The following is a 23,141-nucleotide window of genomic DNA, read 5'->3' as shown; positions in this document are numbered from 1 at the left end:
GCTGGCGCTACCGGGCGTTACAGAACGTTCTTGTTATTTAGGTTCGGTACCGAACCATTTTTTGTAGATTTCGTTGTATGTGCCGTTCTCTTTCAGCGTTTTCAGCGCGCCGTTCACTTTCTCACGCAGTTCATCGCTGCCTTTCGGGAAGGCGATACCGTACTGCTGGGCTTCCAGGGATTCGCCTACAGCTTTGAACTGACCGTTGCCAGCGGTTTTGATGAAGTAAAGAATGTTTGGCGTGTCGTGCAGCACGGCGTCTGCGCGGTTGGTGCCCAGTTCCATATATGCGTTATCGATATTCGGGAACTGACGCAGATCTTTGGTTTTGATGTTAGCTTTCGCGTAATCAACGGAACCCGTGCCGCTCTTCACAGCGACGACTTTACCATCCAGATCTTTCACGCTTTTCACGTCGTTATTATTCGCTTTGACCATCACTAACAGACCGCTTTTGTAGTAGCCGTCAGAAAAGTCGATCGCTTTTTTACGCTCATCAGTGATGGTGATACCCGCCAGCGCCAGGTCGATATTCTTGGTTTGCAGAGCCGGGATGATGCCGCTGAAATCCATTGGTTTCAGTTCATAATCCAGCTTCAGTTCTTTGGCCACGGCAGCCCACAGATCCACATCAAAACCAACGTATTTGTCACCCTGTTTGAATTCGAACGGTACAAATGCGGTGTCGGTTGCGACAACCAGTTTCTTATCTGCGGCATGGGAGGACACCGCAAAAGCCAGGGTAAGTGCAGCCAGTGAGACTTTTAATACAGACTTCATAGGATTTCCTTTTTTATCCACGGGGCGATCCCCTGCGAGAACATATGGCTTAATGAAAAAATCGTGCCAGTTTTGCAACTCATTGTTTTAACAAGAGGGTGTCTCGTTTCTCTGCACAATAAGTAGGGCAAAGTGGGTAATCTGCACTGTTTTGGGGCACTCATTTGGTGCGTACCTGACACAGTGCAAACGGTATGACTATTTAGCGTAAAAATTGTTGATAAAACAATCTTTCGTTAACGATTGTGTGAAGTGATTATTACAAATAATTTACTTTGGAGTGACGGACGATCAATGTCATGCACCATAGATGTGCAAAACCCCCGCCAGGGCGAGGGTTATATAGGTAATTCTTATGTCTGCTGTTATTCAATGTTGGCTTCGATAAACCACAGGAATTTGTCGAGGTCGCGTGAAGCGGCGGTGAAGATATCTGCTGTATCTTCGTCTTTTGCTTCGCTAATGGCTTTACGGACGCTGTTAGCGACGACGGCATAACGATCGGCCAGTTCTTTTAAGTGGTCCTGTACGCTATGGATATCCAGCGGATAGCTTTTCAGAGGCGTTTTGCTGTTAATAACCTGGGTGGTACCCAATGCTACACCGCCTAACTGTACGGCGCGCTCAGCCATGGTATCGAGGTGATCGGTCAGGGCAGTACGGAAGCCATCGAGCATTTCATGCACAGCAATGAAGTTCGCGCCGCGCATGTTCCAGTGAGCCTGTTTGGTGATCAAAGACAGGTCGATGAACTGGATCACTTGCTGATTCAGCAGCTCTACGGTCGCTTTCTTTTCGCTATCTGTTACATCGTTGCGGGTATAAAGGAGGGCTGATGCTTTTGTTTTTACCAGTTTTGCGGTACTCATATTTTCATATCCTCTTGATAATTATGTCCCAGCTCTTCAACGGGAATAAGTATAGCGTGAATTTTGGATTTATTTTTCTGGTGTTACCTATCACTTTAATAGCAAAGAGAGGGGTGGATATGAAATAACTAATAAAATCATATAGATATGATGTTTATTAATGGAGGTGTGTTATTTTTATGTTAATGTAAAAATTTCAAGAAATATGCGGATGAGAAAATTATATTTATTAGAATAATTATCACGCAGATTTACAATCGGATATTCTGCATGATTATGCAAACCATGCAGAATATTAAGTGGTTAATTCACGTCAACTTGCTTAATTTGCGGTTCTTTGCGAATAGTGAGCGTCGATCCCATTGATGCGACAATAATGGCGCCCAGAGCGAGCGTCTGGACAAGCGTCAGCGTTTCACCGAGGAAGATCATTCCTGAAACCGCAGCCAGTGCGGGTTCCATACTCATCAGAGTACCAAAAGTGCGTGTTGGCAGCCGCGTCAACGCAATCATCTCCAGCGAGTAGGGAAGCGCAGTGGAGAGGACCGCAATGGCCAGGCCTAACGGTAGAATGGACCAGTGCCACAAGGCATCCCCGGCCTGGAGCGCGCCGATGGGTACAAAAATCAGCGCCGCAATTAATGACCCTACCGCAACGGTCGCCGGACCATGTTCCGCGCCGGCTCGCTGCCCGGTAAGGATATAGATTGCCCAGCAGGCGCCAGCGCCCAGCGCCAGCGCAGCGCCGGTTAAATCCACGTGAGAAACGTCCTGACCTAACGGCAGCAGGAACCAAAGCCCGAGTACAGCCAGTGCAACCCAAATGAAATCCACCGGACGTCGGGATGAAAACAGCGCTACCGCGAGCGGGCCGGTGAACTCCAGCGCTACGGCAATTCCCAGCGGGACGGTCTGGATTGACAGGTAGAAGAGATAGTTCATCCCACCCAGAGACAGACCATAAAACAGCAGCGGCAGGCGTTGTTCTTTGGCGAATCGCAAACGCCAGGGTTTAAAGAAGGCAATAAGGATGAGGGTGCCCAGCGCAAGGCGCAATGCGGTAACGCCCGGCGCACCGACGAGTGGGAATAGCGATTTTGCCAGAGATGCTCCGCTTTGAATGGAGGACATAGCAATAAGCAAAACCAAAATAGGCAACCAGACTGGCGCTTTACGTGACGACCCCGGCATCCTTTCTCCTGTCAAATGATAATTACACGCCTTCATCTGCGCGACGTTGCAAATTTGCTACGACTCGGATGACGTGATGTATAGAAAAGTAAAACAGCGAGTGTAATGGAAATACGCACCGCTGGTTGAGTATTCGTTGAAAAAAAAATTGCTCAGTTCCGTACAATGGCATGAAAGTGATGGATTAATAATCTGTGTGATTAGGAATATTCTGGATGAATGTGCCACATTGTGCGCGCAATAATGGCATTTTAGGTTAGAAAAGTGATGTTAATTGAAAGAGATAGCGGGTTTCTGAAACGTTCTGTTACATGAAAGACCCCGTTAGACATCGCGAATCGCAAAGAGTTTCCCATCAATTTTTGGTATATTTAAAACTTAGGATTTACTTGAAGCACATTTGAGGTGGTTATGAAAAAAATTGCATGTCTTTCAGCACTGGCCGCTGTTCTGGCTTTCTCCGCAGGTACTGCTGTAGCTGCGACTTCTACCGTTACCGGTGGTTACGCTCAGAGCGATGCTCAGGGCGCAGCGAACAAAATGAACGGTTTTAACCTGAAGTATCGCTACGAGCAGGACAGCAACCCGCTGGGTGTTATCGGTTCCTTCACTTACACTGAAAAAGATCGTACCGATGCGTCTGGCGACTACAACAAAACCCAGTACTACGACATCACTGCTGGCCCGGCTTACCGTCTGAACGACTGGGCAAGCATCTACGGTGTAGTGGGGGTTGGCTACGGTAAATTCCAGAACGCAGCATCCCCGGCTGATAACCACACCACCAGTGACTACGGTTTCTCTTACGGTGCTGGTCTGCAGTTCAACCCGATCGAAAACGTTGCTCTGGACTTCTCCTACGAGCAGAGCCGTATTCGTAGCGTTGACGTTGGCACCTGGATCGCTGGCGTGGGTTACCGCTTCTAATCACTTCGGTGATACAAAAAATCCGCCTCTCGGGGCGGATTTTTTTTTGTGTGCAATTCAGAGATTAACGAGATTTGGTCTCAAAGATGTCGGTACCCAGATGGTTGTAGTCCACCTTCTGCAATTTGAAGTTGGTGATGTACACCGGGCCAGCCTTTTTCTCAGAAATAAAGCGGTAGCTGTTGGTGATTTCCTTCGCGCTTATCCCCGTCCACTGCGAGAAAAAGCTGAGGAAATCATTGGCGGAGCGACGGGCTTTAATCACCCGGTGCGCTTTATCATCGCTCGACAGCACCATAAATGGTACCTGGAAATTCTGCTGGAACTGATCGTCATGCGCCAGGTACTGCACCTCTTTCCCCCGCTCTTTAAACGCGAGGCCATGATCGGAGAAATAGACCATTGAGAAGCTGTTACCGCTGTTACGTAACTGATCGTAAAGCTGGCGCAGCAGGTCATCCGTCTGCGTCATGGTGTACAGATAGCAAGATGTCTCTTTCGACTGGACGAAAGTCTCGTATTTACCCTGCGTACGGTCGCAGGCCTGCGGATGCGAGCCCATTAAATGCAGCACGATAAGCTGTGGCTGAGTGCGCTCGGTTGCCAGCACCTGGGCGGTCATCTTCAACAACGCTTCGTCACGGGTATTTTTATCCGCTTCGAAATCACCGCTTTTGAGGAACTGAACTTCATCAGCTCGCTTCGCAATGCTGGCGATTGCTGTATCGTATTCACCAATCTGTCCCTGATTGGAGAACCACCACGTCTGGAATCCCGCGCGGTTAGCCAGAGTGACAAAGTTATCCTGGAACTGGGGTTTATTGTCGACCACCCGATTTAGCGTCAGGCCGAGTGATTTTTGTGTCGAACCGCTTGCCGCGATGTAATCCGCGAAGATGTAGCCGTTAACGGAACTGGCAAACGGGGTGTTATCCCAGTGGCCGCCAAAAGCGCCTAACGCATCGCGGCGGGCGCTTTCGCCGATGACCACCACGTAGGTATGATACTTCGGCTTCACGGCGGTTACCGTCCAGCTGTCTTTCACGCTCGCCAGCTTCGCCATACGCTCTTGTTCGTCGAGCACTTCGTTGTTATTAACGATAACGTCCTTGGCAAAGCGGAAAACCGGATAGCCGGTGTCTTTCAGCTTGAACACGCCGCCCCAGGCCAGGTTTTGCACCGGGGTTACAAAGAACGCGACTACGCTGAACAGCAAACAAATGCTGTCGAACTTGTTCCAGCTACGCTGCTGCACCTCTTTTTTACGGCGTACGGCGATAACACCGAGGGCGAAAATAAACACCCCAACCAGATAACTGTACCAGGGGAAGATGGTGAGGATTTCAGTAGACTCTTCCATATTGGTTGAGTGCAGCGCCAGTAAGGTATTGAAGTTCGGCGAACCGTAAGCCTGGCCAAACGGGAAGTACATTGCCGCTATCAGCGAGCAAATGCCAATCAACACTTTCTGCGCACGCGGCGCGCTGCGCCACAGCAGCATCAATATACAGGTGAAAGCAACGCTATAGAGCAGGCTAAGCGGATAGCCCAGCGCAAGGTTGATCAGCAGAGACTGTAAGAAATAGAGGCCAGTCCACGGACTAATCGCCCGGCTACGAGCAATGATTGAATCTTTGAGGGTTAAATTCATATGCCACTGTTACAAAAACGCCATGTGCTTACCCTGGCGCTAAGGGTCATTGCCTGCCTGAGAGAGCGAGAAGGGGGATAGGGTCCGCATCCGCGAGCCGCAATATATGCAGGGCTGCGAAAAGATAGAGTGTGTGCAAGAGAAGGTCAACTACTACTAAGAAATTGTTTTGCGAGGGGCGTGGCAAAACTGACAAAAAGAAGGGTTATTGGCACGAAAACGATCACCGTATCCGAGTGACGGCAGGAAAATGAAGCGGCGTGCCGCGACGCCGCATTATTTATCTGCAGGTTTATCCTGCTCTGGTTTGCTGTTAATCATGTCGCACAGCATAGAGATCAGCATTAACCGTACTTTAAAGGGAGAGTGGCTAAACACGCGTATACACCTCTTAAATTCATTCATATAAACCTCCTGACTTCACGATCCCATCAGTCCTTGAGGGATGTCTTTATTATATACAGATATAGCACAGGCTATATTATATAGCTATTGCTAAAACGTTAATTTTTTGTGCCCACGCAACTCTGGTTTACAATGAGCGTTCTCTAATCAGATGCCGTTAACGCGTCACAGTAACGAGGAAGCAGAATGAGTCGTCGCGCAGGTATGCCAACAACAAAAAAAGTGACGCAATTGGTGAATGTCGAAGAACACGTTGAAGGATTTCGTCAGGTCCGGGAGGCACATCGCCGTGAGCTGATTGATGACTACGTAGAGCTGATTTCCGATCTCATTATTGAGGTGGGTGAAGCGCGCCAGGTCGATATGGCCGCACGGCTTGGGGTTTCCCAGCCGACGGTTGCTAAAATGCTTAAGCGTCTTGCTTCAGTTGGGTTGATTGAAATGATCCCCTGGCGGGGCGTGTTTTTAACCGCAGAAGGTGAACGACTGGCTCAGGAGAGTCGGGAGCGTCACCAGATTGTGGAGAATTTCCTGCTGATGTTAGGTATCAGCCCGGAAATTGCCCGTCGCGACGCGGAGGGAATGGAGCATCACGTCAGTAAGGAAACGCTGGAGGCTTTTAGCCGGTTTACGCAACAGCAAGGTGCTGGCTCTGAATGAGTTTTCCTTTACTACGCGCCTTACAGCGCGATCGCTTTTTTCAGCTGTTAATCATCGTCGGGGTTGTACTGAGCCTGTTCGTGCCATTTACGCCACGGTCGTGGCCGGGGGCGATAGACTGGCACACGATTATTACGCTTAGCGGCCTGATGTTACTGACCAAAGGCGTGGAGCTAAGCGGTTACTTCGATGTGTTAGGGCGCAAGATGACCCGGCGCTTTAACACCGAACGTCAATTGGCGATATTTATGGTGCTGGCGGCGGCGCTGCTGTCGACGTTTCTGACCAACGATGTTGCGCTGTTTATTGTTGTTCCGCTGACGGTCACCCTGAAAAAATTGTGTGCCATTCCTGTAAATCGCCTGATTATCTTTGAGGCGCTGGCGGTAAACGCCGGATCGTTGCTTACGCCAATAGGTAATCCGCAAAACATTCTGATGTGGGGACGCTCCGGCTTATCGTTTACCGCGTTTACCTGGCAGATGGCGCCGCTTGCGGGGACCATGATGCTGACGCTGGTGGTGCTGTGCTGGTTCAGTTTCCCGCATAAAGCTTTGCATTATCATACCGGTACGCGCGCGCCTGACTGGCAACCGCGCCTGGTGTGGAGCTGTCTGGGGCTGTATATCATTTTCCTGGCGGCACTGGAGTTAAAACAAGAGCTGTGGGGCCTGGCGATCGTTGCGGCAGGATTCATGGTGCTGGCTCGCCGCGTGATCCTCAGCGTGGATTGGACACTGCTGTTGGTGTTTATGGCGATGTTCATTGATGTGCACTTGCTGACGCAACTCCCGGCCTTGCAGGAGATTACCCACCAGATTGGCACGCTTTCAGCGCCGGGGCTTTGGTTGACGGCCATTGGCCTGTCGCAGTTTATCAGTAATGTTCCCAGCACGATTTTGCTGCTGAACTACGTCCCGCCAACGCTGCTGCTGGCCTGGGCGGTCAATGTGGGCGGTTTTGGGTTGTTGCCGGGATCGCTGGCGAATCTTATTGCTTTACGGATGGCAAACGATCGACGGATCTGGTGGCGTTTTCATTGGTATTCGGTGCCGATGCTGATATGGGCGGCGCTGGTAGGGTATGGTTTATTGCAGGTGATGTGAGGATTGTGCCCGATGGGGCTGGCGCTTATCGGGCCTACAGGTTAAGTAGGCCCGATAAGGCGAAGGGACAGTTTTGATGCTTAGTTCAGACGAACCGGCATACCTGAACGGTTCTGTACCGCCTGCTCAACGACGGCCTGATCGACGTCAGACTGACCGGTGATGCTGGTAATGCTCTTGTTCAGCGTAATCGGTACGATTTCCCCGCCTTCGAACTGTGCTTCAGTGGTAGACAGTGGGTTGTGTACCTCAATGTAACGGCTGCCGTCTGGTTCAGTCGTGGCTTTTACCGGCTCATCGATAAACTGTACGCGGGTGCCGACCGGCACATTTTCAAACAGGAATTTGATGTCGTCGTTACGCAGACGCACGCAACCGTGGCTGACGCGTAAGCCGACGCCGAAGTTAGCATTGGTGCCGTGGATGGCGTACAGGCGACCGATATACAGCGCGTACAGGCCCATCGGGTTATCCGGACCTGCCGGAACAACGGCTGGCAGCGGTTCGCCCGCAGCGCGGTATTCCGCATGCATTTTTGCCGTTGGCGTCCAGGTTGGGCCCGCTTTTTTACGTTCTACTTTGGTGGTCCAGTTGATTGGCGTGTCTTTGCCCAACTGACCAATACCGATCGGCAGAACAATAACGGTGTTGGTGCCTTTCGGGTAGTAGTACAGACGCATTTCAGCGCTGTTAATAACAATACCTTCATGCACGGTATCCGGCAGGATCAATTGCTGAGGTATGTTCAGGACTGTGCCGCCCTTCGGCAGGAAGGTATCCACGCCCGGGTTGGCTTCCAGCATATTAGACAGACCCATCTGATACTCCGCCGCAAAATACTCCAGCGGTTGGGTGTTGCCTTCAGGAATAGTGATGACCTGGTTTTGGCCGATCAAACGGCTGCCATCGGTAGGCAGCGGGTACGTGACGGCAGAAGCGGTGTTACAAAAACCAACTATTGCGAGTGCCGCCGCGAAAAGCGTTGTTAATTTCATATTCATGTTCATGTATGCGAGATTCAGTGCCAGGCAGGCTAGTGGGTTGAGATTTATGTAGTGTTGGGCACGCATTATATGTGCAATCTGAGCAACAAGGAATTCGGATGTGTACTAAATCACATTTTTTTCCTTTTGCTTTCACTTTATCCCTTCAGCATCAAGGCGCGATCTTATTGCAGACTTATGGCATAATAAGCGGTTCGTCACATATTTCTTTCTCTTTCAGGATACGCCAGTGTTAGTTTCCAGCAACGTCACCATGCAGTTCGGCAGTAAGCCGCTGTTTGAAAATATTTCCGTCAAATTTGGCGGCGGCAACCGTTACGGCCTGATTGGCGCGAACGGTAGCGGTAAATCCACTTTTATGAAAATTCTCGGCGGCGACCTCGAACCGACGCTGGGCAACGTTTCCCTCGATCCGAACGAGCGTATTGGTAAGCTGCGTCAGGATCAGTTCGCCTTTGAAGAGTTCACCGTGCTTGACACCGTGATCATGGGTCATGGTGAACTGTGGGAAGTAAAGCAGGAGCGCGATCGCATTTACGCCCTGGCCGAAATGAGCGAAGAAGACGGCTATAAAGTTGCTGACCTTGAAGTTCAGTATGGCGAAATGGACGGCTACTCTGCGGAAGCGCGTGCGGGTGAACTGCTGCTGGGCGTAGGTATTCCGGTAGAACAGCATTATGGCCCGATGAGCGAAGTCGCCCCCGGCTGGAAGCTGCGTGTGCTTCTGGCACAGGCGCTGTTCTCTAACCCGGACATTCTGCTGCTCGACGAACCAACGAACAACCTGGATATCGACACCATCCGCTGGCTGGAGCAGACGCTGAACGAGCGTGACAGCACCATGATCATCATTTCGCACGACCGTCACTTCCTGAACATGGTCTGTACGCACATGGCTGATCTGGACTACGGCGAACTGCGTGTTTATCCGGGTAACTACGACGAATATATGACGGCGGCAACCCAGGCGCGTGAACGTCTGCTGGCCGATAACGCCAAGAAGAAAGCGCAGATTGCCGATCTGCAATCCTTCGTCAGCCGCTTTAGCGCCAACGCATCTAAATCTCGTCAGGCGACTTCTCGTGCGCGTCAGATTGATAAGATCAAGCTTGACGAAGTGAAGGCGTCCAGCCGTCAGAATCCGTTCATCCGCTTCGAACAGGATAAGAAACTGTTCCGTAACGCGCTTGAAGTGGAAGCGCTGACGAAAGGTTTTGATGAAGGTCCGTTGTTTAAAAACTTTAACCTGCTGCTGGAAGTCGGTGAGAAAATTGCCATTCTGGGTGCCAACGGCGTGGGTAAATCAACCATGCTGAAAACGCTGGTCGGCGAATTACAGCCGGATAACGGTACCGTGAAATGGTCTGAAAACGCCCAGGTTGGTTACTACGCGCAGGATCACGAGTACGAATTCGAAAACGATCTGACGGTCTTCGAGTGGATGAGTCAGTGGAAACAGGAAGGCGATGATGAGCAGGTAGTACGTAGCTTCCTTGGTCGCTTGCTGTTCAGCCAGGACGATATCAAGAAACCTGCTAAAGTGTTGTCCGGTGGTGAAAAAGGACGCATGCTGTTCGGTAAGCTGATGATGCAGAAGCCGAATATCCTGGTAATGGATGAACCGACCAACCACCTGGATATGGAATCTATCGAGTCGCTGAATATGGCGCTGGAAATGTACCAGGGCACGCTGATCTTCGTTTCTCACGACCGTGAGTTCGTCAGTTCATTGGCAACCCGCGTGATTGAAATTACGCCGGAACGCGTAATCGACTTCACCGGTAACTACGAAGATTACCTGCGTAGCAAGGGCGTCGAATAATTTTCCCGTCGTCTTTCGTGTTACAGGTGTGTTGGCTGCACCTGTACACCCCGGTCACTTACTTGTGTAAGCTTGCGGGGATTTACAGGCTGGCCGCCTTCCTGTAACGCGAAATACTTAGGGAAACTTGTGTAAGTTACAGATTAAATAATCCCCAGCGCACGCTTGCCATGGATATTCAAATCATCCAGCGTGAAGCGTCCTTCCCAGTGAGTTTCATAATCCTCGCGTGGGAAATCACCTGGCGATACGCCTTTTTCCAGCGCGGCCTTCACTTTATGGGCGTAGGCCAGATTCTTTTCGCACATCGGTGCGGCAGGGATGTACATCACGTTGCCCCAACCCTGCTGATTTTCTACCGGCGCGACGGAGTGGATCACATCGCAATGCCACCAGACGGAGTCTCCGGCGTCCAGTTGCGGAATGCTGGTTAACGCTTCAATCAGCAGCGGATGCCATTGCGCAGAAATCGGCAGAACTCTGCCGGGCGCAACGCCGCAAAGTTCATCTTCCGGCACATCGTCAAGCAATGGACGTAACAGTACCCAGGCCATCGCTTCAGGGATAGGGACCACGTGCAACAACCCCTGACCTGGCAGCATATCGGAGAGTGCAGTCCAGCCCTGGAAGGTACGGAATACTGAACATTTGGTGGTGTTATCCACCGTGTACTCTTCTACTTCAGTGCGATGCGCGGCCTGCCACGGGTCGTAATCTTCCAGCTTACCATTGAAAACATTAGCAAAGACCTGCTGATATGCCGGCAGAAGCCAGCGTTCCAGCGCGCCGGAATCCGTATGCGCGCCCAGCCCTTTGGACGTTGTTCCCGGTGGACGACGGCGTATGCGGTCGGGGTAGATAACGCTGACATCCGGGTTAAACCATTGCTTACCTTCGCCTGCAAATGTCCAAAGACGGTTGAGAAATGACTGCGCATTTGCCATTTCTTCACTCTGACGGGCCTGCATCTGCGCCTGGGACCAGTAGATGGGGTAGATTTCAGGCCGCGATGCGCTCAGGGTACCAAAGAAATTATCACCCGGTCCTTGGTAAACGTCGTCAAAATGGTTGCGGTCCAGATAGTCCAGCATTGACCTATCCCAATCGAGGGCTTGTTCGCGAGAGAAATGGCCTTTAATGACCGCGCATCCGCGACGCTTAATTTCTTCACGCTGCTCAGCGCTCACGCGACCTGCCTTGATATCCGCATAGGACAACACAGGCCATACCGGAGAGCCTTGCGCTTTGAGGGCGTTGATTTCCGCCACGCGATTGGCAATGTCCTCGCTCAACTGATTGAAAATCAACTGAACATCTCCAAGCTGTTCACGCAATTGCTTTTTCATCTGCCGGATTGCCGCTTTGTGATCGGTGGGCAACGTGTCGCTGGTAAAAGTAAAAGCCATATCCACCTCGCATTAACTTTCATTCGAAACTTATTTAACTTACAGGTGATAATATAAGTTAAAATTTAGTTAACGCAAGTTTAAAATTTGATGGTGTGAGAAACATGAAAAAGCGTGGAAACCGGGGCAAGGGGATACCCCGGTTGGGCAGGATTAGCAATTAAAAGGGGAAGTGTTATCCAGCACCGCCTGAATCACGTTCAGCGCGCCCTGATGGTTATTGTCGTCGGTCTGATAGCGGGCAATCGATTTGATACTCTCTGCCGCATTGGCCATGGCGAAAGAGTAGCGCGCCATTTTCAGCATTTCTGCGTCGTTGCCGCTATCGCCAATGGCGACTACATTTTGCGGGGACAGGTTCCAGCGCTTTAGCAGACGGCTGATTCCGTTGGCTTTATGCAAGCCTGGAATGATCAGGTCAATAAACCCAAAGCCGCTGGTGACGGGTTTCATTATACCGTCAAGGGCAGAATGAAGGTGATCGATCACTAATGGGATTTGTTGGTCCGGTAAATTTAGCGAGAACTTGAACAGCACATCATCGATGTCCTGATAATCCTTCACGGGTTTCAGGCGATGGTAGTGTTTGGACATCAATGCGACAAAGGACTCGGGGGCATTTTCGCTAACGTAGGCGCTTTGCAGACCGCAAGCCACAAAGTTGAGATGCGTATCTTTGAGCAGTTCGCCAATGACAATGCGGGATTCGTGGCGGGTCAGCTCACCGTGAAACAGCTGTTTGCCATGTTCAAAGACTAACGCCCCGTTCTCGGCAACAAAAGAGATCTCATCTTTGAGTTCCGGGAAAAAGGAGATCAGTTGGTAATACTGATTGCCGCTGGCCACGACAAATTCAATATTCCGTTTTTTTAGTTCCTGATACTGCGCCATAAAACGTGCATGATCGTATTTTTTGGCGTCGTCGAGAAAAGTTCCGTCCATATCAGTGACGATAACTTTGATGGTCATACTTGCTCCTGGCTCATAACTGCGACCAGAAACATTTTAATAACAATGTGAGCTAAAGCACAAATTTATTTCATTCGAAAGAAGAATACCCGGCAAGCGAAATGCCGCCGGGTAAGGGGGATTACAGCATATGTTCAGTACGTGCGATGATATCGTCCTGAGCATCTGGAGACAGCGCGGTGAAGAAGGCCGAATAACCTGCTACACGGACCACCAGGTCACGATACTGATCCGGGTGCTTTTTGGCTTCCAGCAGCGTTTCACGGGAGACAATGTTGTACTGAATATGCCAGCCTTTGTGCTCTTCAAAGAAGGTACGCAGCAGGATCATCAGCTTTTGCTTATCGGATTCATTCTCCAGCGTGGCCGGGTTCAGCTTCTGGTTTAACAACACGCCGCCGAGGATTGAACCGGTCGGCAGTTTACCCACCGAGCCAATTACCGCTGTTGGGCCGAGATGGTCCGTTCCGGAAGCCGGGCTTGCGCCTTCTGCCAGCGGAGTGTGCGCCTTACGACCATCCGGTGTGGCCATCGTTGCCGCGCCAAACGGTACGTTTGCGGAGATCGATGAGGTACCCGCGTAGTAATTGCCGCCAACCGGGCCACGTCCGTAACGCGGATTATGATACTGTTTCAACTCATTGATATAGGTCTGATAAGCGCGGGCCAGCAGCGTATCAACGCTATCGTCATCGTTGCCGTATTTCGGTGCTCCGTTGATCAGCCGCTGGCGTAATTGTTCGTGGGTCAGACCGTCAAAATCGTCGGCCAGCGCGGCAGCCAGCTGTTGCTGACCGATAGCGCCTTGTTCAAAGACCAGTTTCTTCACCGCAGCCAGGCTGTTGCCGAGGTTGGCAATACCCACCTGCAAACCCGATACCCAGTCGTATTTCGCACCGCCTTGCTTAATGCTTTTCGCGCGTTCAATACAGTCATCTACCAGCGCAGAGCACAGAATATCGTGTACGTTCTCTTCCAGCATGGTGTCGACAACATACTCAATTTCGATAGATTTACGCGTGTAGTAGCGAATCTGCGCATCCCAGGCGTCCATCACTTCGTCGAAATTGTTGAAGTTACCAGCCGAGAGTGCTTTTTCCTGTGGCAGAAATACTTTACCGCTGGTGGCATCGCGACCACCTTCCAGCGCTGCCAGCATCACGCGGGCAAAGTTAATAAAGCTCATACCGGTACAGCGGTAGCCCCATTTGCCGCCAACAGCGGTTTCGATGCAACCAATGGCCGCATAGTCATAGGCGTCCTGCGGTTCAATGCCAAGCTTAATGAATTCAGGTATGACGATTTCGTCGTTATTAAAGGCAGGCATCCCGAAGCCGCAGCGGATCACCTGTACACAGGCATCCAGGAAATCATTACTCATCCCTGCATGATAACGCACGCTCAGGTTTGGCTGAGTAGAACGCAGGCGACCGCAGGATTCCAGAATGGCGTAGGAGAGCGGATTGACGGCATCCATTGCCTGACCGTTGACCAGGTTTTGGCCACCAATGGTCACGTTCTGATACAGCGGGCTACCCGCCGAGGCTTTCGAATGGGAGCCGGAGCGGATTTTGTTCACTTCCAACAGTTTCAGCCAGCAGCTGTGCAGCAGCTCAATGGCGTGCTCACGATCGAGGCTCTGGTTCAGTTCTACGTCAAGACGGTAGAACGGATAGAGGTACTGATCCATGCGACCAAACGACACCGAGTGACCATTTGATTCAATTTGCAGGATCAACTGGATGAAATAGCACAACTGTAGCGCCTGCCAGAACGTTTTTGGCGGCTCATGGGCGATAACATCGCAGTTGTCCGCCATGGTCAGCAGTTCATCACGACGACTGGCGCGAGTTTCCGTGGCCGCCATTTTACGTGCCAGCGTGGCAAAGCGCTCAATGTGCAGACTGACGGCCTCCAGCACGATATCAATCGCTTTCAGAAACTGATCGCCATGGAGGTCTTCCAGACATGTCAGATTGATGCGGGAACGACGTTCATCAACTTTGTGGCGCAGGCCGTCGAGACCTTTTTCCAGCAGCAGCGGGAAGTTTACCGCCAGGTGTGCGTCACCGGAGGTCATGTTACCTTCGGCTTTGATAATGCCGGTTTCCAGCAGCCCTTTCTGCTCGTCAGTAAACATCCCGTAGCAGCGATCCTGCACGGTCTGACCACGCCACCATGGACACACCTCGTGCAATACGCGTTTGTTCTCTTCGCTTACCGCAAAGCCCGCGCCCGGCCTGTCGGCGAGGTCATCGATCTCTTTTTCAATCCACGACACGGTGTATTCCGGGAAGATTGGCGCGGCACGCACTTCGCTTGCCTGGTTACCAATGATCAGTTCGTCATGATTGATCCAGATGGTGCGTTCCGCCAGATGATGGGCCAGCGCCAGCGCGCGGCGAACCGGGATAGGTTTATCCAGATGCTGTTGATACATCTCGGTATAGTGCTGGGCGCGCTCGGTACAAACCGGCGGCTTCACGATGTGGATCAGGGCCGTTTTATGCGCTTTGATACGGTCGCTGAGTGTGTCCAGTTTCAGAGTGGTCATGGCGATTATCCTCGTAGGGTCGCGGTTAAACCTTTCAGGCTGGCGTACTGCTGGGCAAATTCGAGCAGTGCAGGCGCATCAAGCGGTTTATCCGGTGCGTTGTAGGGTTGACTGAGTAAGTGGTATTTGTTGATGCCCAACGTGTGGTAGGGCAAAAAATGGATCTCATCGACGTGAAGCTCGTCGGCAGCAAAATCGGTAATGGCCTGAATAGCGGCTTCGTCAGCGTTGAACCCCTGAATCAGGGGGACGCGGATAACCATTTTTTTACCGGCGGCGGCCAGTTTTTTCAGATTTTCCAGTACGCGAGAGGCACTGCCATCGGTCCACTGTTTAAACGGCGCGTCGGCGACATGTTTTAAATCGGCCAGGAACAGGTCGACGTCAGGTAATGACGGTTCAATATACTTCCACGGGACATGCAGACAGGTTTCAACCGCTGTATGAATACCTGCATCGTGGCTGGCTTTGAGCAGCGCTGCCGCCAGTTCTGGCTGCATAAAGGGTTCACCGCCAGACAGGGTGAGACCCCCGCCGTTGCGATCGTAAAACGGTTTATCACGCACTACGGTCGCCATGATGTCGTCCACGCTTTTTTCCTCTCCGCAGACGGTCAGCGCCTGGGTTGGACAGCAGTGGGTCAGCGCCGTGAGCGCATCATCGGTCAGTTTTTCGCGATGAATCAGCAATCCGCTCAGCGCGCGTTCAATCACCTTCGGTGCGGCCTGAGCACAGAGATCGCAACCGTCGAGGCACAAACGCGCGTCATAGAGCAGATCCTGCGTGCGGGCGCGGCTTTCCGGATTCTGGCACCACCGACAGCCCAGGGAGCATCCCTTAAGGAACACCACAGTACGGATACCGGGACCATCATGTGTGGAATAGCGCTGGATATTGAAAATCATAAGCGGCCTCTCGTCTTTCGTATAAAGATTAAATTACTTTCGAATGAAAGTTATATTGACGTACGTCAACTAACCGTGAGGTTTCGCCGTGCTACCTTTTATTCATGCTAATTATTCGTTTGAGGAAAGGTTATGGAACTCTATTTAGATACGTCTGACGTTGACGCGGTAAAAGCTCTGGCGCGGGTTTTTCCGCTGGCAGGGGTGACCACTAACCCAAGCATTGTGGCGGCAGGTAAGCAGACGCTGGACGTGTTACTGCCGCAACTGCAGGAAGCGATGGGAGGGCAAGGACGCCTGTTTGCTCAGGTAATGGCGACCACCGCCGAAGGCATGGTCAGCGATGCGCGTAAGCTGCGGGCAATCATTGCGGATATCGTGGTCAAAGTGCCGGTCACGGCAGAAGGTCTGACGGCCATTAAATTGCTGAAAGAAGAAGGGATCCCGACGTTGGGTACCGCGGTATACGGCGCTGCTCAAGGGCTATTAGCTGCGCTTGCGGGGGCCGAATACGTTGCGCCATACGTTAACCGTGTGGATGCGCAGGGGGGGGACGGCATTCAGACGGTGACCGATCTGCAGACCTTACTGAAAATGCATGCCCCGCACGCCAAAGTACTGGCCGCCAGTTTTAAAACGCCGCGTCAGGCGCTGGATTGCCTGCTGGCAGGCTGCGAGTCCATCACGCTGCCGCTGGATGTCGCTCAGCAGATGATTAGCTCTCCGGCCGTTGATGCTGCCGTAGCGAAGTTCGAACACGACTGGCAGAGCGCATTTGGACGCACTTCTCTGTAAGTCTGTTTTGCCGGATGGCGGCTGACACCTTATCCGGCCTACACAATGCGCTATTGTAGGCCTGATTGGAGGCGTTAGCATCGCCCTCTGGCAATAGTGCGGTGCCGACGATTTCTCTGCTAACTCCCGCAGACCTCACAGGTGGGATTGCGCATCAGCTTCATTTCGCGAAACTGGCAGGTCATGGCGTCGTACATGACGATTTTTCCTGAAGCCGGTTTACCGTAGTTAGCCAGTAGCTTAATGGCTTCCATCGCCTGTAACGAGCCGATCACGCCGATCAGCGGGGCCATCACTCCGGCCTCTACGCAGGTCAGGGCGTTTTCACCGAACAGACGGCTCAGGCAACGGTAGCAGGGCTCTCCTTCCTGGTAGGTAAATACGGTAATTTGTCCTTCCATGCGAATTGCCGCACCGGAAACCAGTGGAATCATGGCGGCGAAGCATCCGGCATTCAACTGATTGCGGATGCTGACATTATCCGTACAGTCCAGCACCAAATCGTGTTCGGTAATAAGCGTGTGAATCTCGCTCTCGTCCAGCAGCGCATTCACCGGCGTAATGGCGATATAAGGGTTAATCCGCGCCAGTGCGTCGCGGGCGGATAGCACTTTTGGCTGTCCAACGGTCGCATCGCTGTGCAGCGTCTGGCGCTGGAGGTTCGACACGGAGACCGTGTCAAAGTCGAGCAAGGTTAAATGCCCGACGCCAGCGCCTGCAAGGTACTGAGTTGCTGCGCATCCCAGTCCCCCCACACCAACGACCAGTACCCGCGCCTCCTTGAGCGCTTCCTGACCTTCGAAATCGAAGCCGCGCAGAATGATTTGCCGGTTATAGCGCATCATCTCTTGGTCGCTGAGTTCTGCCATTACAGGCCTCCAAACAGTGCGTTAAACGGCTCGACCTCAACCCATTCGCCGGCTTCGACGTTACCGCGATCGCGCTCCAGCACGATAAAACAGTTACCCTGGCTAAAAGAGCTAAAAATATGCGAGCCCTGGTGCCCGGTAGTGGTGACTTCCAGTTCGCCTTCAGCGGTACGCTGCAATACGCCGCGCTGAAAATCCAGACGGCCAGGTGTTTTCTTCAGGCGTGAGGCGGTGCGCACGCGCTGGCGAGGCGGCAGTCCACAGGCGGTGTTGCCACTGAGTTTCGCCAGGAGCGGTTGTACCAGTTGATAAAAGGTGAGGGCCGCAGACACTGGATTACCCGGCAGACCGCAAAACCAGCTGTTGCTCAGTTTGCCAAACGCGAACGGTTTGCCCGGTTTGATGGCCAGCTTCCAGAAGGCAATTTCTCCCAGCTCTTCCAGAATAGTTTTAGTGTAATCCGCTTCGCCTACTGAAACGCCGCCGGAGCTGATGACGACATCGGCCTGGCTGTCGGCTTCGATAAACGCGGCACGCAGCGCGTTGGGATCGTCGCGAATAATCCCCAGGTTGATCACTTCGCAGCCCAACTGTTGCAGCATCAGGTGAACGGTCAGACGGTTAGTGTCATAAATCTGCCCGTCTCCCAGCGGCTGACCTGGTAACTGCAGTTCATCACCGGTAGAGAACAGCGCCACGCGGACTTTGCGTACAACGGGAGCATCGGCAACACCGAGCGAAGCCAGAACGGGAAGCTCGGCGGTTGTCAGCCGAGTCCCGGCGGGAAACACCACCGCGCCGTTTGCAATATCTTCACCGCGCAGACGAATATTTTGCCCGCGGCGGACTTCGGCGGTAAAACGCACCCCGTCCTCAGTTTGTTCCGTTTGCTCCTGCATCACCACCGCTTCACAACCAGCAGGCACTGGGGCGCCGGTCATAATACGGATGCAGGTTCCCGCAGGCCACTCGCCATGGAAAGGCTGACCGGCAAAGGCTTTACCCGCCACCGCAAGCGGCTGATCAGATTGTAAATCGGCTAATCGTACCGCATAGCCATCCATTGCTGAGTTATCGAATCCCGGTACATCAATGGGGGAGACAACGTCGGTGGCCAGAATGCGGCCAAAGCATTGAACCATCGGCAGCGTTTCGACGGCGGTGAGCGGGGTAATACGCGAAAGCATCTGAGAGAGAGCCGTTTCAAGCGGCATCAGTCCGGCGGTAAATTCCATGAGAAGACTCCTGCGGGGCAAAATCGAATCTGCTCATTATGTCAGAAAATGGACGCGGGCAGTATGCTACCTCAGGCTTAGAATCAGATCTGGTAAAGGTTTTGTGCCAGGGATAGCGCTGCAAGAAGAATGCAGTATAGACTCAATATTTCCGCTCATTTTTCCCTGGGGGTTAAATGGCTAATATTATTCCAGACGCAATTCGACGACAGGTGGAGGCAGCCAGTGCGTGCATCCGCCAGATTTTCGAGGGGAATCTCATTGCCCTTCATTTGTATGGCTCTGCGGTTGAAGGCGGCTTAAAACCCCAAAGCGACATTGATTTATTGGTCACCCTGCGTGAACCAATAAATGCCCGACAAAGAAAAAAACTGATGCAGGATTTGCTGACCATTTCAGCGCCTCCCGGCACCTCCGGGCCATATCGTGCGCTGGAAGTGACCGTGGTTCTGCACTCGCAGATCGTGCCGTGGCGATTCCCACCGGCGAGAGAAATGCAGTTTGGCGAATGGTTGCGTGATGATATTCGTGCTGGCGTGTTTGAACCGGCAATGGTGGATGCTGATCTTTCTATTCTGCTGACCCAGGCCCGGCGCGCCAGCGTACCGCTGTTCGGTGAGCCGGCTGAGACGTTATTTAACGTCATTCCGTTTAGCGATGTATTGCAAACATTTCGGCATATCCTTGAGATGTGGCAGAAACCGGCTGATTTAGAGGGGGACGAGCGTAATATCATTCTTGCTCTGGCACGTATCTGGTATAGCGTGGTTACGGGTAATATTGTCGCTAAAGATGAGGCCGCATCCTGGCTTCTGCCGCAATTACCCGCTGAGCATGCTGATTTGCTGCAAGCAGCGCGTGCGGAATATCTGGGGTTAACCAAACATAACTGGGCAGCGTGTATGCCGTCTGTAGAACGCTTTGTGTTTTATGCAAAAAAACAGATTACCGATCGGCTTGAATAATTTAGCACCAACGTCGGGAGATCTCCTTTCCGTTAAACACATCTGAATGACCTGATGAGACGGGGTGTGAGGTGCAGGCCTTTACCTTTACATGACGTCTGCATCTTTCTATATTCAAAAATCGAATCAATAAGTCACCGAAATTCTGATATTTATAACCCCCCGGTACCCGCCACCTAATGGACGAATAAAATGGGTAAAGCAGTCATTGCAATTCACGGCGGCGCAGGGGCTATCACCCGCGCGTTACTGAGCCAGGAGCAAGAATTGCGTTATATACAAGCGCTGTCGGATATCGTTGAAACCGGCCAACGGATGCTTGAAGACGGTCGTAGCGCACTGGATGTGGTCACCGAAGCCGTGCGTTTGTTGGAAGAGTGTCCGTTGTTTAATGCCGGAATTGGCGCGGTGTATACCCGTGATGAAACCCATGAACTGGACGCCTGTGTGATGGACGGTAATACGCTAAACGCGGGAGCCGTCGCCGGGGTTAGCCATCTGCGCAATCCAATTCTCGCGGCTCGCCTGGTGATGGAGCACAGCCCCCACGTCATGATGATAGGTGAAGGGGCTGAAAACTTTGCCATTGCGCAGGGTATGGAGCGCGTTTCGGCGGATATTTTCTCGACGCCAGAACGCTACGCTCAACTGCTGGCAGCGCAATCGGCGGGTGAAACGGTGCTGGATCATAGCGCGACCCCGCTGGATGAAAACAACAAAATGGGTACTGTGGGTGCGGTCGCGCTGGATATGTTTGGCAATCTGGCGGCGGCAACATCGACCGGCGGGATGACCAACAAATTACCGGGGCGGGTAGGTGACAGTCCGCTGGTCGGCGCTGGCTGCTATGCCAATAACGCAAGTGTGGCCGTTTCCTGCACCGGAACCGGTGAAGTCTTTATTCGTGCGCTGGCGGCCTATGACATTGCGGCGTTGATGGACTATGGCGGCCTGAGTTTATCGGAGGCGTGCGAACGCGTAGTAATGGAAAAATTACCGGCGCTCGGCGGTAGCGGCGGTTTAATTGCCGTCGATCACGAGGGCAACGTCGCCTTGCCGTTTAACAGCGAAGGCATGTACCGTGCCTGGGGATATGCAGGCGATACGCCAACCACCGGTATTTATCGGGAAAAAGGAGATACCGTTGCCACACAGTGATGAGCTTGACGCCAGCGACGTGCTGGCAGTCAGCAACCTGAACATTGCCTTTGAGCAGGAGCAACAGCGCATCAGTGCGGTGCGTAATCTGTCATTTCGCCTGAAGCGTGGTGAAACGCTGGCGATAGTGGGCGAATCCGGTTCAGGAAAGTCGGTAACAGCCTTGTCGCTGATGCGTTTGATTGAACAGTCAGGCGGCGAGGTGAGCTGCGATGAAATGCTCCTTCGACGCCGTAACCGACAGGTTATTGAGCTGGGTGAACAGAGCGCGTCGCGGATGCGTCACGTGCGTGGCGCGGATATCGCCATGATCTTCCAGGAGCCCATGACATCGCTTAATCCGGTATTTACCGTGGGTGAGCAGATTGCTGAGTCAATCCGTTTGCATCAGGGGGCCAGCCACGAAGAGGCGATGGTGGAAGCGAAACGGATGCTCGACCAGGTGCGTATTCCTGAGGCGAAGGCTATTTTATCGCGCTATCCGCACCAGCTTTCTGGCGGCATGCGCCAGCGGGTAATGATCGCCATGGCGCTATCGTGTCGCCCTGCGGTTTTAATTGCCGATGAACCGACCACCGCGCTGGATGTCACTATTCAGGCACAGATCCTGCAACTGATAAAAGTGCTGCAGCAGGATATGTCGATGGGAGTGATCTTTATTACCCACGATATGGGCGTCGTGGCGGATATTGCCGATCGCGTGCTGGTGATGTATCAGGGCGAGGCGGTAGAAACCGGCAGCGTTGAGCAGATTTTTCACGCTCCCCAGCATCCTTACACCAAAGCGCTGCTGGCAGCCGTGCCGCAGCTTGGGGCGATGACCGGACAAGCGTACCCGCGCCGGTTTCCACTCATTTCATTACACGATCCCAGCCATGTAGAACCACAGACTGAACAGGATACCGTGGTTGAAGGCGAGCCTATTTTGCAGGTACGTAATCTGGTGACGCGTTTTCCGCTGCGCAGCGGCATTCTTAATCGGGTGACCCGCGAGGTGCATGCGGTGGAAAACGTCAGCTTTGACCTGTGGCCCGGAGAGACGCTCTCGCTGGTGGGGGAGTCAGGCTGCGGGAAATCCACCACCGGTCGGGCGCTGCTACGTCTGGTCGAGTCTCAACGCGGGGAGATTGTTTTCAACGGACAGCGTATCGATACCCTGGCCGCCAGTAAGCTACAGCCGCTGCGTCGGGATATTCAATTTATCTTCCAGGACCCCTATGCTTCGCTCGATCCGCGTCAGACCGTGGGATATTCCATTTTAGAACCGCTGCGGGTGCATGGGCTACTGCAAGGCGATGCGGCGGCAAAACGGGTTGCATGGCTGCTGGAACGCGTAGGATTGCTCCCTGAGCATGCCTGGCGCTATCCGCATGAGTTTTCCGGTGGGCAGCGTCAGCGGATCTGTATTGCCCGGGCGCTGGCGCTCAATCCCAAGGTGATTATTGCCGATGAGTCAGTCTCGGCGCTGGATGTCTCAATTCGCGGGCAAATTATCAACCTGTTGCTCGACCTCCAACGAGAAATGGGGATTGCGTACCTGTTTATTTCCCACGATATGGCGGTGGTGGAGCGGATCAGTCATCGGGTGGCGGTGATGTACCTTGGGCAAATCGTCGAGATCGGCACCCGACGCGCGGTGTTTGAAAATCCGCAGCATCCGTACACCCGCAAACTGATGGCGGCAGTCCCGGTCGCCGATCCCTCACATCACCGGCCCCAGCGCGTGCTGTTGTCGGATGATATCCCCAGTAATATCCGCAAACGCGGTGAAGAGATTTCCCCCGTTTCACTCCAGCAAGTTGGCCCGGGGCATTATGTTGCGCGTGGGCAACCAGAAAATGCGCTTTCGCGTTTATAACAGGCAGGCAGG

General features: G+C 52.7%; 20 protein-coding genes. 8 read left to right on the top strand and 12 right to left on the bottom strand.

Annotation, left to right across the window (positions count from 1 at the left end; translation table 11 throughout):
• Positions 1 to 33 precede the first annotated feature (33 nt).
• From glnH to rhtA, 3 genes are all read right to left on the bottom strand, one after another.
• Positions 34 to 780 (bottom strand): glutamine ABC transporter substrate-binding protein GlnH, encoded by a 747-nt coding sequence (glnH, locus tag OGW44_RS16595; protein ID WP_016152370.1) that lies wholly within the window; start codon positions 778 to 780, stop codon positions 34 to 36.
• 365 nt (positions 781 to 1,145) lie between these two features.
• Positions 1,146 to 1,649, bottom strand: a complete 504-nt coding sequence (gene dps / locus OGW44_RS16590) for a DNA starvation/stationary phase protection protein Dps (protein ID WP_006685362.1) — start codon at positions 1,647 to 1,649, stop codon at positions 1,146 to 1,148.
• Between the two features lie 303 nt (positions 1,650 to 1,952).
• The gene (gene rhtA, locus OGW44_RS16585) at positions 1,953 to 2,840 is read right to left on the bottom strand and encodes a threonine/homoserine exporter RhtA (protein WP_016156069.1); all 888 of its coding nucleotides are present in this window, start codon (positions 2,838 to 2,840) and stop codon (positions 1,953 to 1,955) included.
• 411 nt (positions 2,841 to 3,251) lie between these two features.
• Here rhtA and ompX point away from each other — a divergent pair, with 411 nt between their 5' ends.
• Positions 3,252 to 3,767 (top strand): outer membrane protein OmpX, encoded by a 516-nt coding sequence (gene ompX / locus OGW44_RS16580; RefSeq protein ID WP_185654313.1) that lies wholly within the window; start codon positions 3,252 to 3,254, stop codon positions 3,765 to 3,767.
• A gap of 64 nt (positions 3,768 to 3,831) precedes the next feature.
• Here the strand turns inward: ompX and OGW44_RS16575 are convergent, their stop codons facing one another.
• Positions 3,832 to 5,418 (bottom strand): phosphoethanolamine transferase, encoded by a 1,587-nt coding sequence (locus tag OGW44_RS16575; protein ID WP_047359432.1) that lies wholly within the window; start codon positions 5,416 to 5,418, stop codon positions 3,832 to 3,834.
• Between the two features lie 276 nt (positions 5,419 to 5,694).
• The gene (mntS, locus tag OGW44_RS16570; RefSeq protein WP_016152374.1) at positions 5,695 to 5,823 is read right to left on the bottom strand and encodes a manganase accumulation protein MntS; all 129 of its coding nucleotides are present in this window, start codon (positions 5,821 to 5,823) and stop codon (positions 5,695 to 5,697) included.
• Between the two features lie 186 nt (positions 5,824 to 6,009).
• Between mntS and mntR the strand changes: the two genes are divergently transcribed.
• Entirely contained in the window at positions 6,010 to 6,483 is a 474-nt protein-coding gene (gene mntR, locus OGW44_RS16565; protein WP_016156071.1) for a manganese-binding transcriptional regulator MntR, read from the top strand.
• Positions 6,480 to 7,589: an anion transporter gene (locus tag OGW44_RS16560; protein ID WP_185654314.1), complete on the top strand. Its 1,110-nt coding sequence runs from the start codon at positions 6,480 to 6,482 to the stop codon at positions 7,587 to 7,589. Before mntR ends, OGW44_RS16560 begins: the two co-directional genes overlap by 4 nt.
• Positions 7,590 to 7,669: 80 nt before the next feature.
• On the opposite strand, the gene ldtB is transcribed toward OGW44_RS16560, so the two are convergent.
• Positions 7,670 to 8,590 carry a L,D-transpeptidase gene (gene ldtB / locus OGW44_RS16555; RefSeq protein ID WP_003035268.1) on the bottom strand — a complete coding sequence of 307 codons (921 nt, stop codon included), beginning with the start codon at positions 8,588 to 8,590 and terminating at the stop codon, positions 7,670 to 7,672.
• Between the two features lie 232 nt (positions 8,591 to 8,822).
• Here ldtB and OGW44_RS16550 point away from each other — a divergent pair, with 232 nt between their 5' ends.
• Positions 8,823 to 10,415 carry an ABC-F family ATPase gene (locus OGW44_RS16550; RefSeq protein ID WP_016156073.1) on the top strand — a complete coding sequence of 531 codons (1,593 nt, stop codon included), beginning with the start codon at positions 8,823 to 8,825 and terminating at the stop codon, positions 10,413 to 10,415.
• Between the two features lie 143 nt (positions 10,416 to 10,558).
• Here OGW44_RS16550 and OGW44_RS16545 read toward each other — a convergent pair whose 3' ends face one another.
• From OGW44_RS16545 to OGW44_RS16530, 4 genes are all read right to left on the bottom strand, one after another.
• The gene (locus OGW44_RS16545) at positions 10,559 to 11,821 is read right to left on the bottom strand and encodes a DUF1479 domain-containing protein (protein WP_047359429.1); all 1,263 of its coding nucleotides are present in this window, start codon (positions 11,819 to 11,821) and stop codon (positions 10,559 to 10,561) included.
• A 153-nt stretch (positions 11,822 to 11,974) separates the two neighbouring features.
• On the bottom strand, positions 11,975 to 12,790 hold the full coding sequence (locus tag OGW44_RS16540; protein WP_075846990.1) for a Cof-type HAD-IIB family hydrolase: 816 nt from the start codon (positions 12,788 to 12,790) through the stop codon (positions 11,975 to 11,977).
• Between the two features lie 121 nt (positions 12,791 to 12,911).
• On the bottom strand, positions 12,912 to 15,344 hold the full coding sequence (locus OGW44_RS16535) for a glycyl radical protein (RefSeq protein WP_141895001.1): 2,433 nt from the start codon (positions 15,342 to 15,344) through the stop codon (positions 12,912 to 12,914).
• A gap of 5 nt (positions 15,345 to 15,349) precedes the next feature.
• A complete protein-coding gene (locus OGW44_RS16530) occupies positions 15,350 to 16,249 on the bottom strand; it encodes a glycyl-radical enzyme activating protein (protein ID WP_185654315.1) in 900 nt (299 codons plus the stop codon).
• A 132-nt stretch (positions 16,250 to 16,381) separates the two neighbouring features.
• Between OGW44_RS16530 and fsa the strand changes: the two genes are divergently transcribed.
• Complete coding sequence (gene fsa, locus OGW44_RS16525) at positions 16,382 to 17,044, top strand: fructose-6-phosphate aldolase (RefSeq protein ID WP_019076360.1); 663 nt, start codon at positions 16,382 to 16,384, stop codon at positions 17,042 to 17,044.
• A gap of 119 nt (positions 17,045 to 17,163) precedes the next feature.
• Here fsa and moeB read toward each other — a convergent pair whose 3' ends face one another.
• The gene (moeB, locus tag OGW44_RS16520) at positions 17,164 to 17,913 is read right to left on the bottom strand and encodes a molybdopterin-synthase adenylyltransferase MoeB (protein WP_185654316.1); all 750 of its coding nucleotides are present in this window, start codon (positions 17,911 to 17,913) and stop codon (positions 17,164 to 17,166) included.
• Positions 17,913 to 19,148: a molybdopterin molybdotransferase MoeA gene (gene moeA, locus OGW44_RS16515; protein WP_185654317.1), complete on the bottom strand. Its 1,236-nt coding sequence runs from the start codon at positions 19,146 to 19,148 to the stop codon at positions 17,913 to 17,915. Before moeA ends, moeB begins: the two co-directional genes overlap by 1 nt.
• 176 nt (positions 19,149 to 19,324) lie before the next feature.
• Between moeA and OGW44_RS16510 the strand changes: the two genes are divergently transcribed.
• The 3 genes from OGW44_RS16510 to gsiA all read left to right on the top strand — a co-directional run bounded on the left by OGW44_RS16510 (position 19,325) and on the right by gsiA (position 23,129).
• Entirely contained in the window at positions 19,325 to 20,113 is a 789-nt protein-coding gene (locus OGW44_RS16510; RefSeq protein WP_109017298.1) for an aminoglycoside adenylyltransferase family protein, read from the top strand.
• A gap of 192 nt (positions 20,114 to 20,305) precedes the next feature.
• Entirely contained in the window at positions 20,306 to 21,271 is a 966-nt protein-coding gene (gene iaaA / locus OGW44_RS16505; protein ID WP_016156081.1) for a beta-aspartyl-peptidase, read from the top strand.
• Positions 21,258 to 23,129, top strand: coding sequence for a glutathione ABC transporter ATP-binding protein GsiA (gsiA, locus tag OGW44_RS16500; RefSeq protein WP_016152389.1), 1,872 nt, complete (start codon positions 21,258 to 21,260; stop codon positions 23,127 to 23,129). Before iaaA ends, gsiA begins: the two co-directional genes overlap by 14 nt.
• Positions 23,130 to 23,141 lie beyond the last annotated feature (12 nt).

It is taken from the genome of Citrobacter sp. Cb023 (assembly GCF_030336805.1).
GTDB classification, from domain to species: Bacteria; Pseudomonadota; Gammaproteobacteria; order Enterobacterales; family Enterobacteriaceae; genus Citrobacter; species Citrobacter braakii.
The sequence above is the reverse complement of the archived record's forward strand: the minus strand, read 5'-3'. Positions and strand labels throughout refer to the sequence as shown.

What these genes read in the sequence shown, in the direction of transcription:
- glnH (WP_016152370.1), bottom strand. Translation starts at nt 780, where the DNA reads ATGAAGTCTGTATTAAAAGTCTCACTGGCTGCACTTACCCTGGCTTTT.
- dps (WP_006685362.1), bottom strand. Translation starts at nt 1,649, where the DNA reads ATGAGTACCGCAAAACTGGTAAAAACAAAAGCATCAGCCCTCCTTTAT.
- rhtA (WP_016156069.1), bottom strand. Translation starts at nt 2,840, where the DNA reads ATGCCGGGGTCGTCACGTAAAGCGCCAGTCTGGTTGCCTATTTTGGTT.
- ompX (WP_185654313.1), top strand. Translation starts at nt 3,252, where the DNA reads ATGAAAAAAATTGCATGTCTTTCAGCACTGGCCGCTGTTCTGGCTTTC.
- OGW44_RS16575 (WP_047359432.1), bottom strand. Translation starts at nt 5,418, where the DNA reads ATGAATTTAACCCTCAAAGATTCAATCATTGCTCGTAGCCGGGCGATT.
- mntS (WP_016152374.1), bottom strand. Translation starts at nt 5,823, where the DNA reads ATGAATGAATTTAAGAGGTGTATACGCGTGTTTAGCCACTCTCCCTTT.
- mntR (WP_016156071.1), top strand. Translation starts at nt 6,010, where the DNA reads ATGAGTCGTCGCGCAGGTATGCCAACAACAAAAAAAGTGACGCAATTG.
- OGW44_RS16560 (WP_185654314.1), top strand. Translation starts at nt 6,480, where the DNA reads ATGAGTTTTCCTTTACTACGCGCCTTACAGCGCGATCGCTTTTTTCAG.
- ldtB (WP_003035268.1), bottom strand. Translation starts at nt 8,590, where the DNA reads ATGAATATGAAATTAACAACGCTTTTCGCGGCGGCACTCGCAATAGTT.
- OGW44_RS16545 (WP_047359429.1), bottom strand. Translation starts at nt 11,821, where the DNA reads ATGGCTTTTACTTTTACCAGCGACACGTTGCCCACCGATCACAAAGCG.
- OGW44_RS16540 (WP_075846990.1), bottom strand. Translation starts at nt 12,790, where the DNA reads ATGACCATCAAAGTTATCGTCACTGATATGGACGGAACTTTTCTCGAC.
- OGW44_RS16535 (WP_141895001.1), bottom strand. Translation starts at nt 15,344, where the DNA reads ATGACCACTCTGAAACTGGACACACTCAGCGACCGTATCAAAGCGCAT.
- OGW44_RS16530 (WP_185654315.1), bottom strand. Translation starts at nt 16,249, where the DNA reads ATGATTTTCAATATCCAGCGCTATTCCACACATGATGGTCCCGGTATC.
- fsa (WP_019076360.1), top strand. Translation starts at nt 16,382, where the DNA reads ATGGAACTCTATTTAGATACGTCTGACGTTGACGCGGTAAAAGCTCTG.
- moeB (WP_185654316.1), bottom strand. Translation starts at nt 17,913, where the DNA reads ATGGCAGAACTCAGCGACCAAGAGATGATGCGCTATAACCGGCAAATC.
- moeA (WP_185654317.1), bottom strand. Translation starts at nt 19,148, where the DNA reads ATGGAATTTACCGCCGGACTGATGCCGCTTGAAACGGCTCTCTCTCAG.
- OGW44_RS16510 (WP_109017298.1), top strand. Translation starts at nt 19,325, where the DNA reads ATGGCTAATATTATTCCAGACGCAATTCGACGACAGGTGGAGGCAGCC.
- iaaA (WP_016156081.1), top strand. Translation starts at nt 20,306, where the DNA reads ATGGGTAAAGCAGTCATTGCAATTCACGGCGGCGCAGGGGCTATCACC.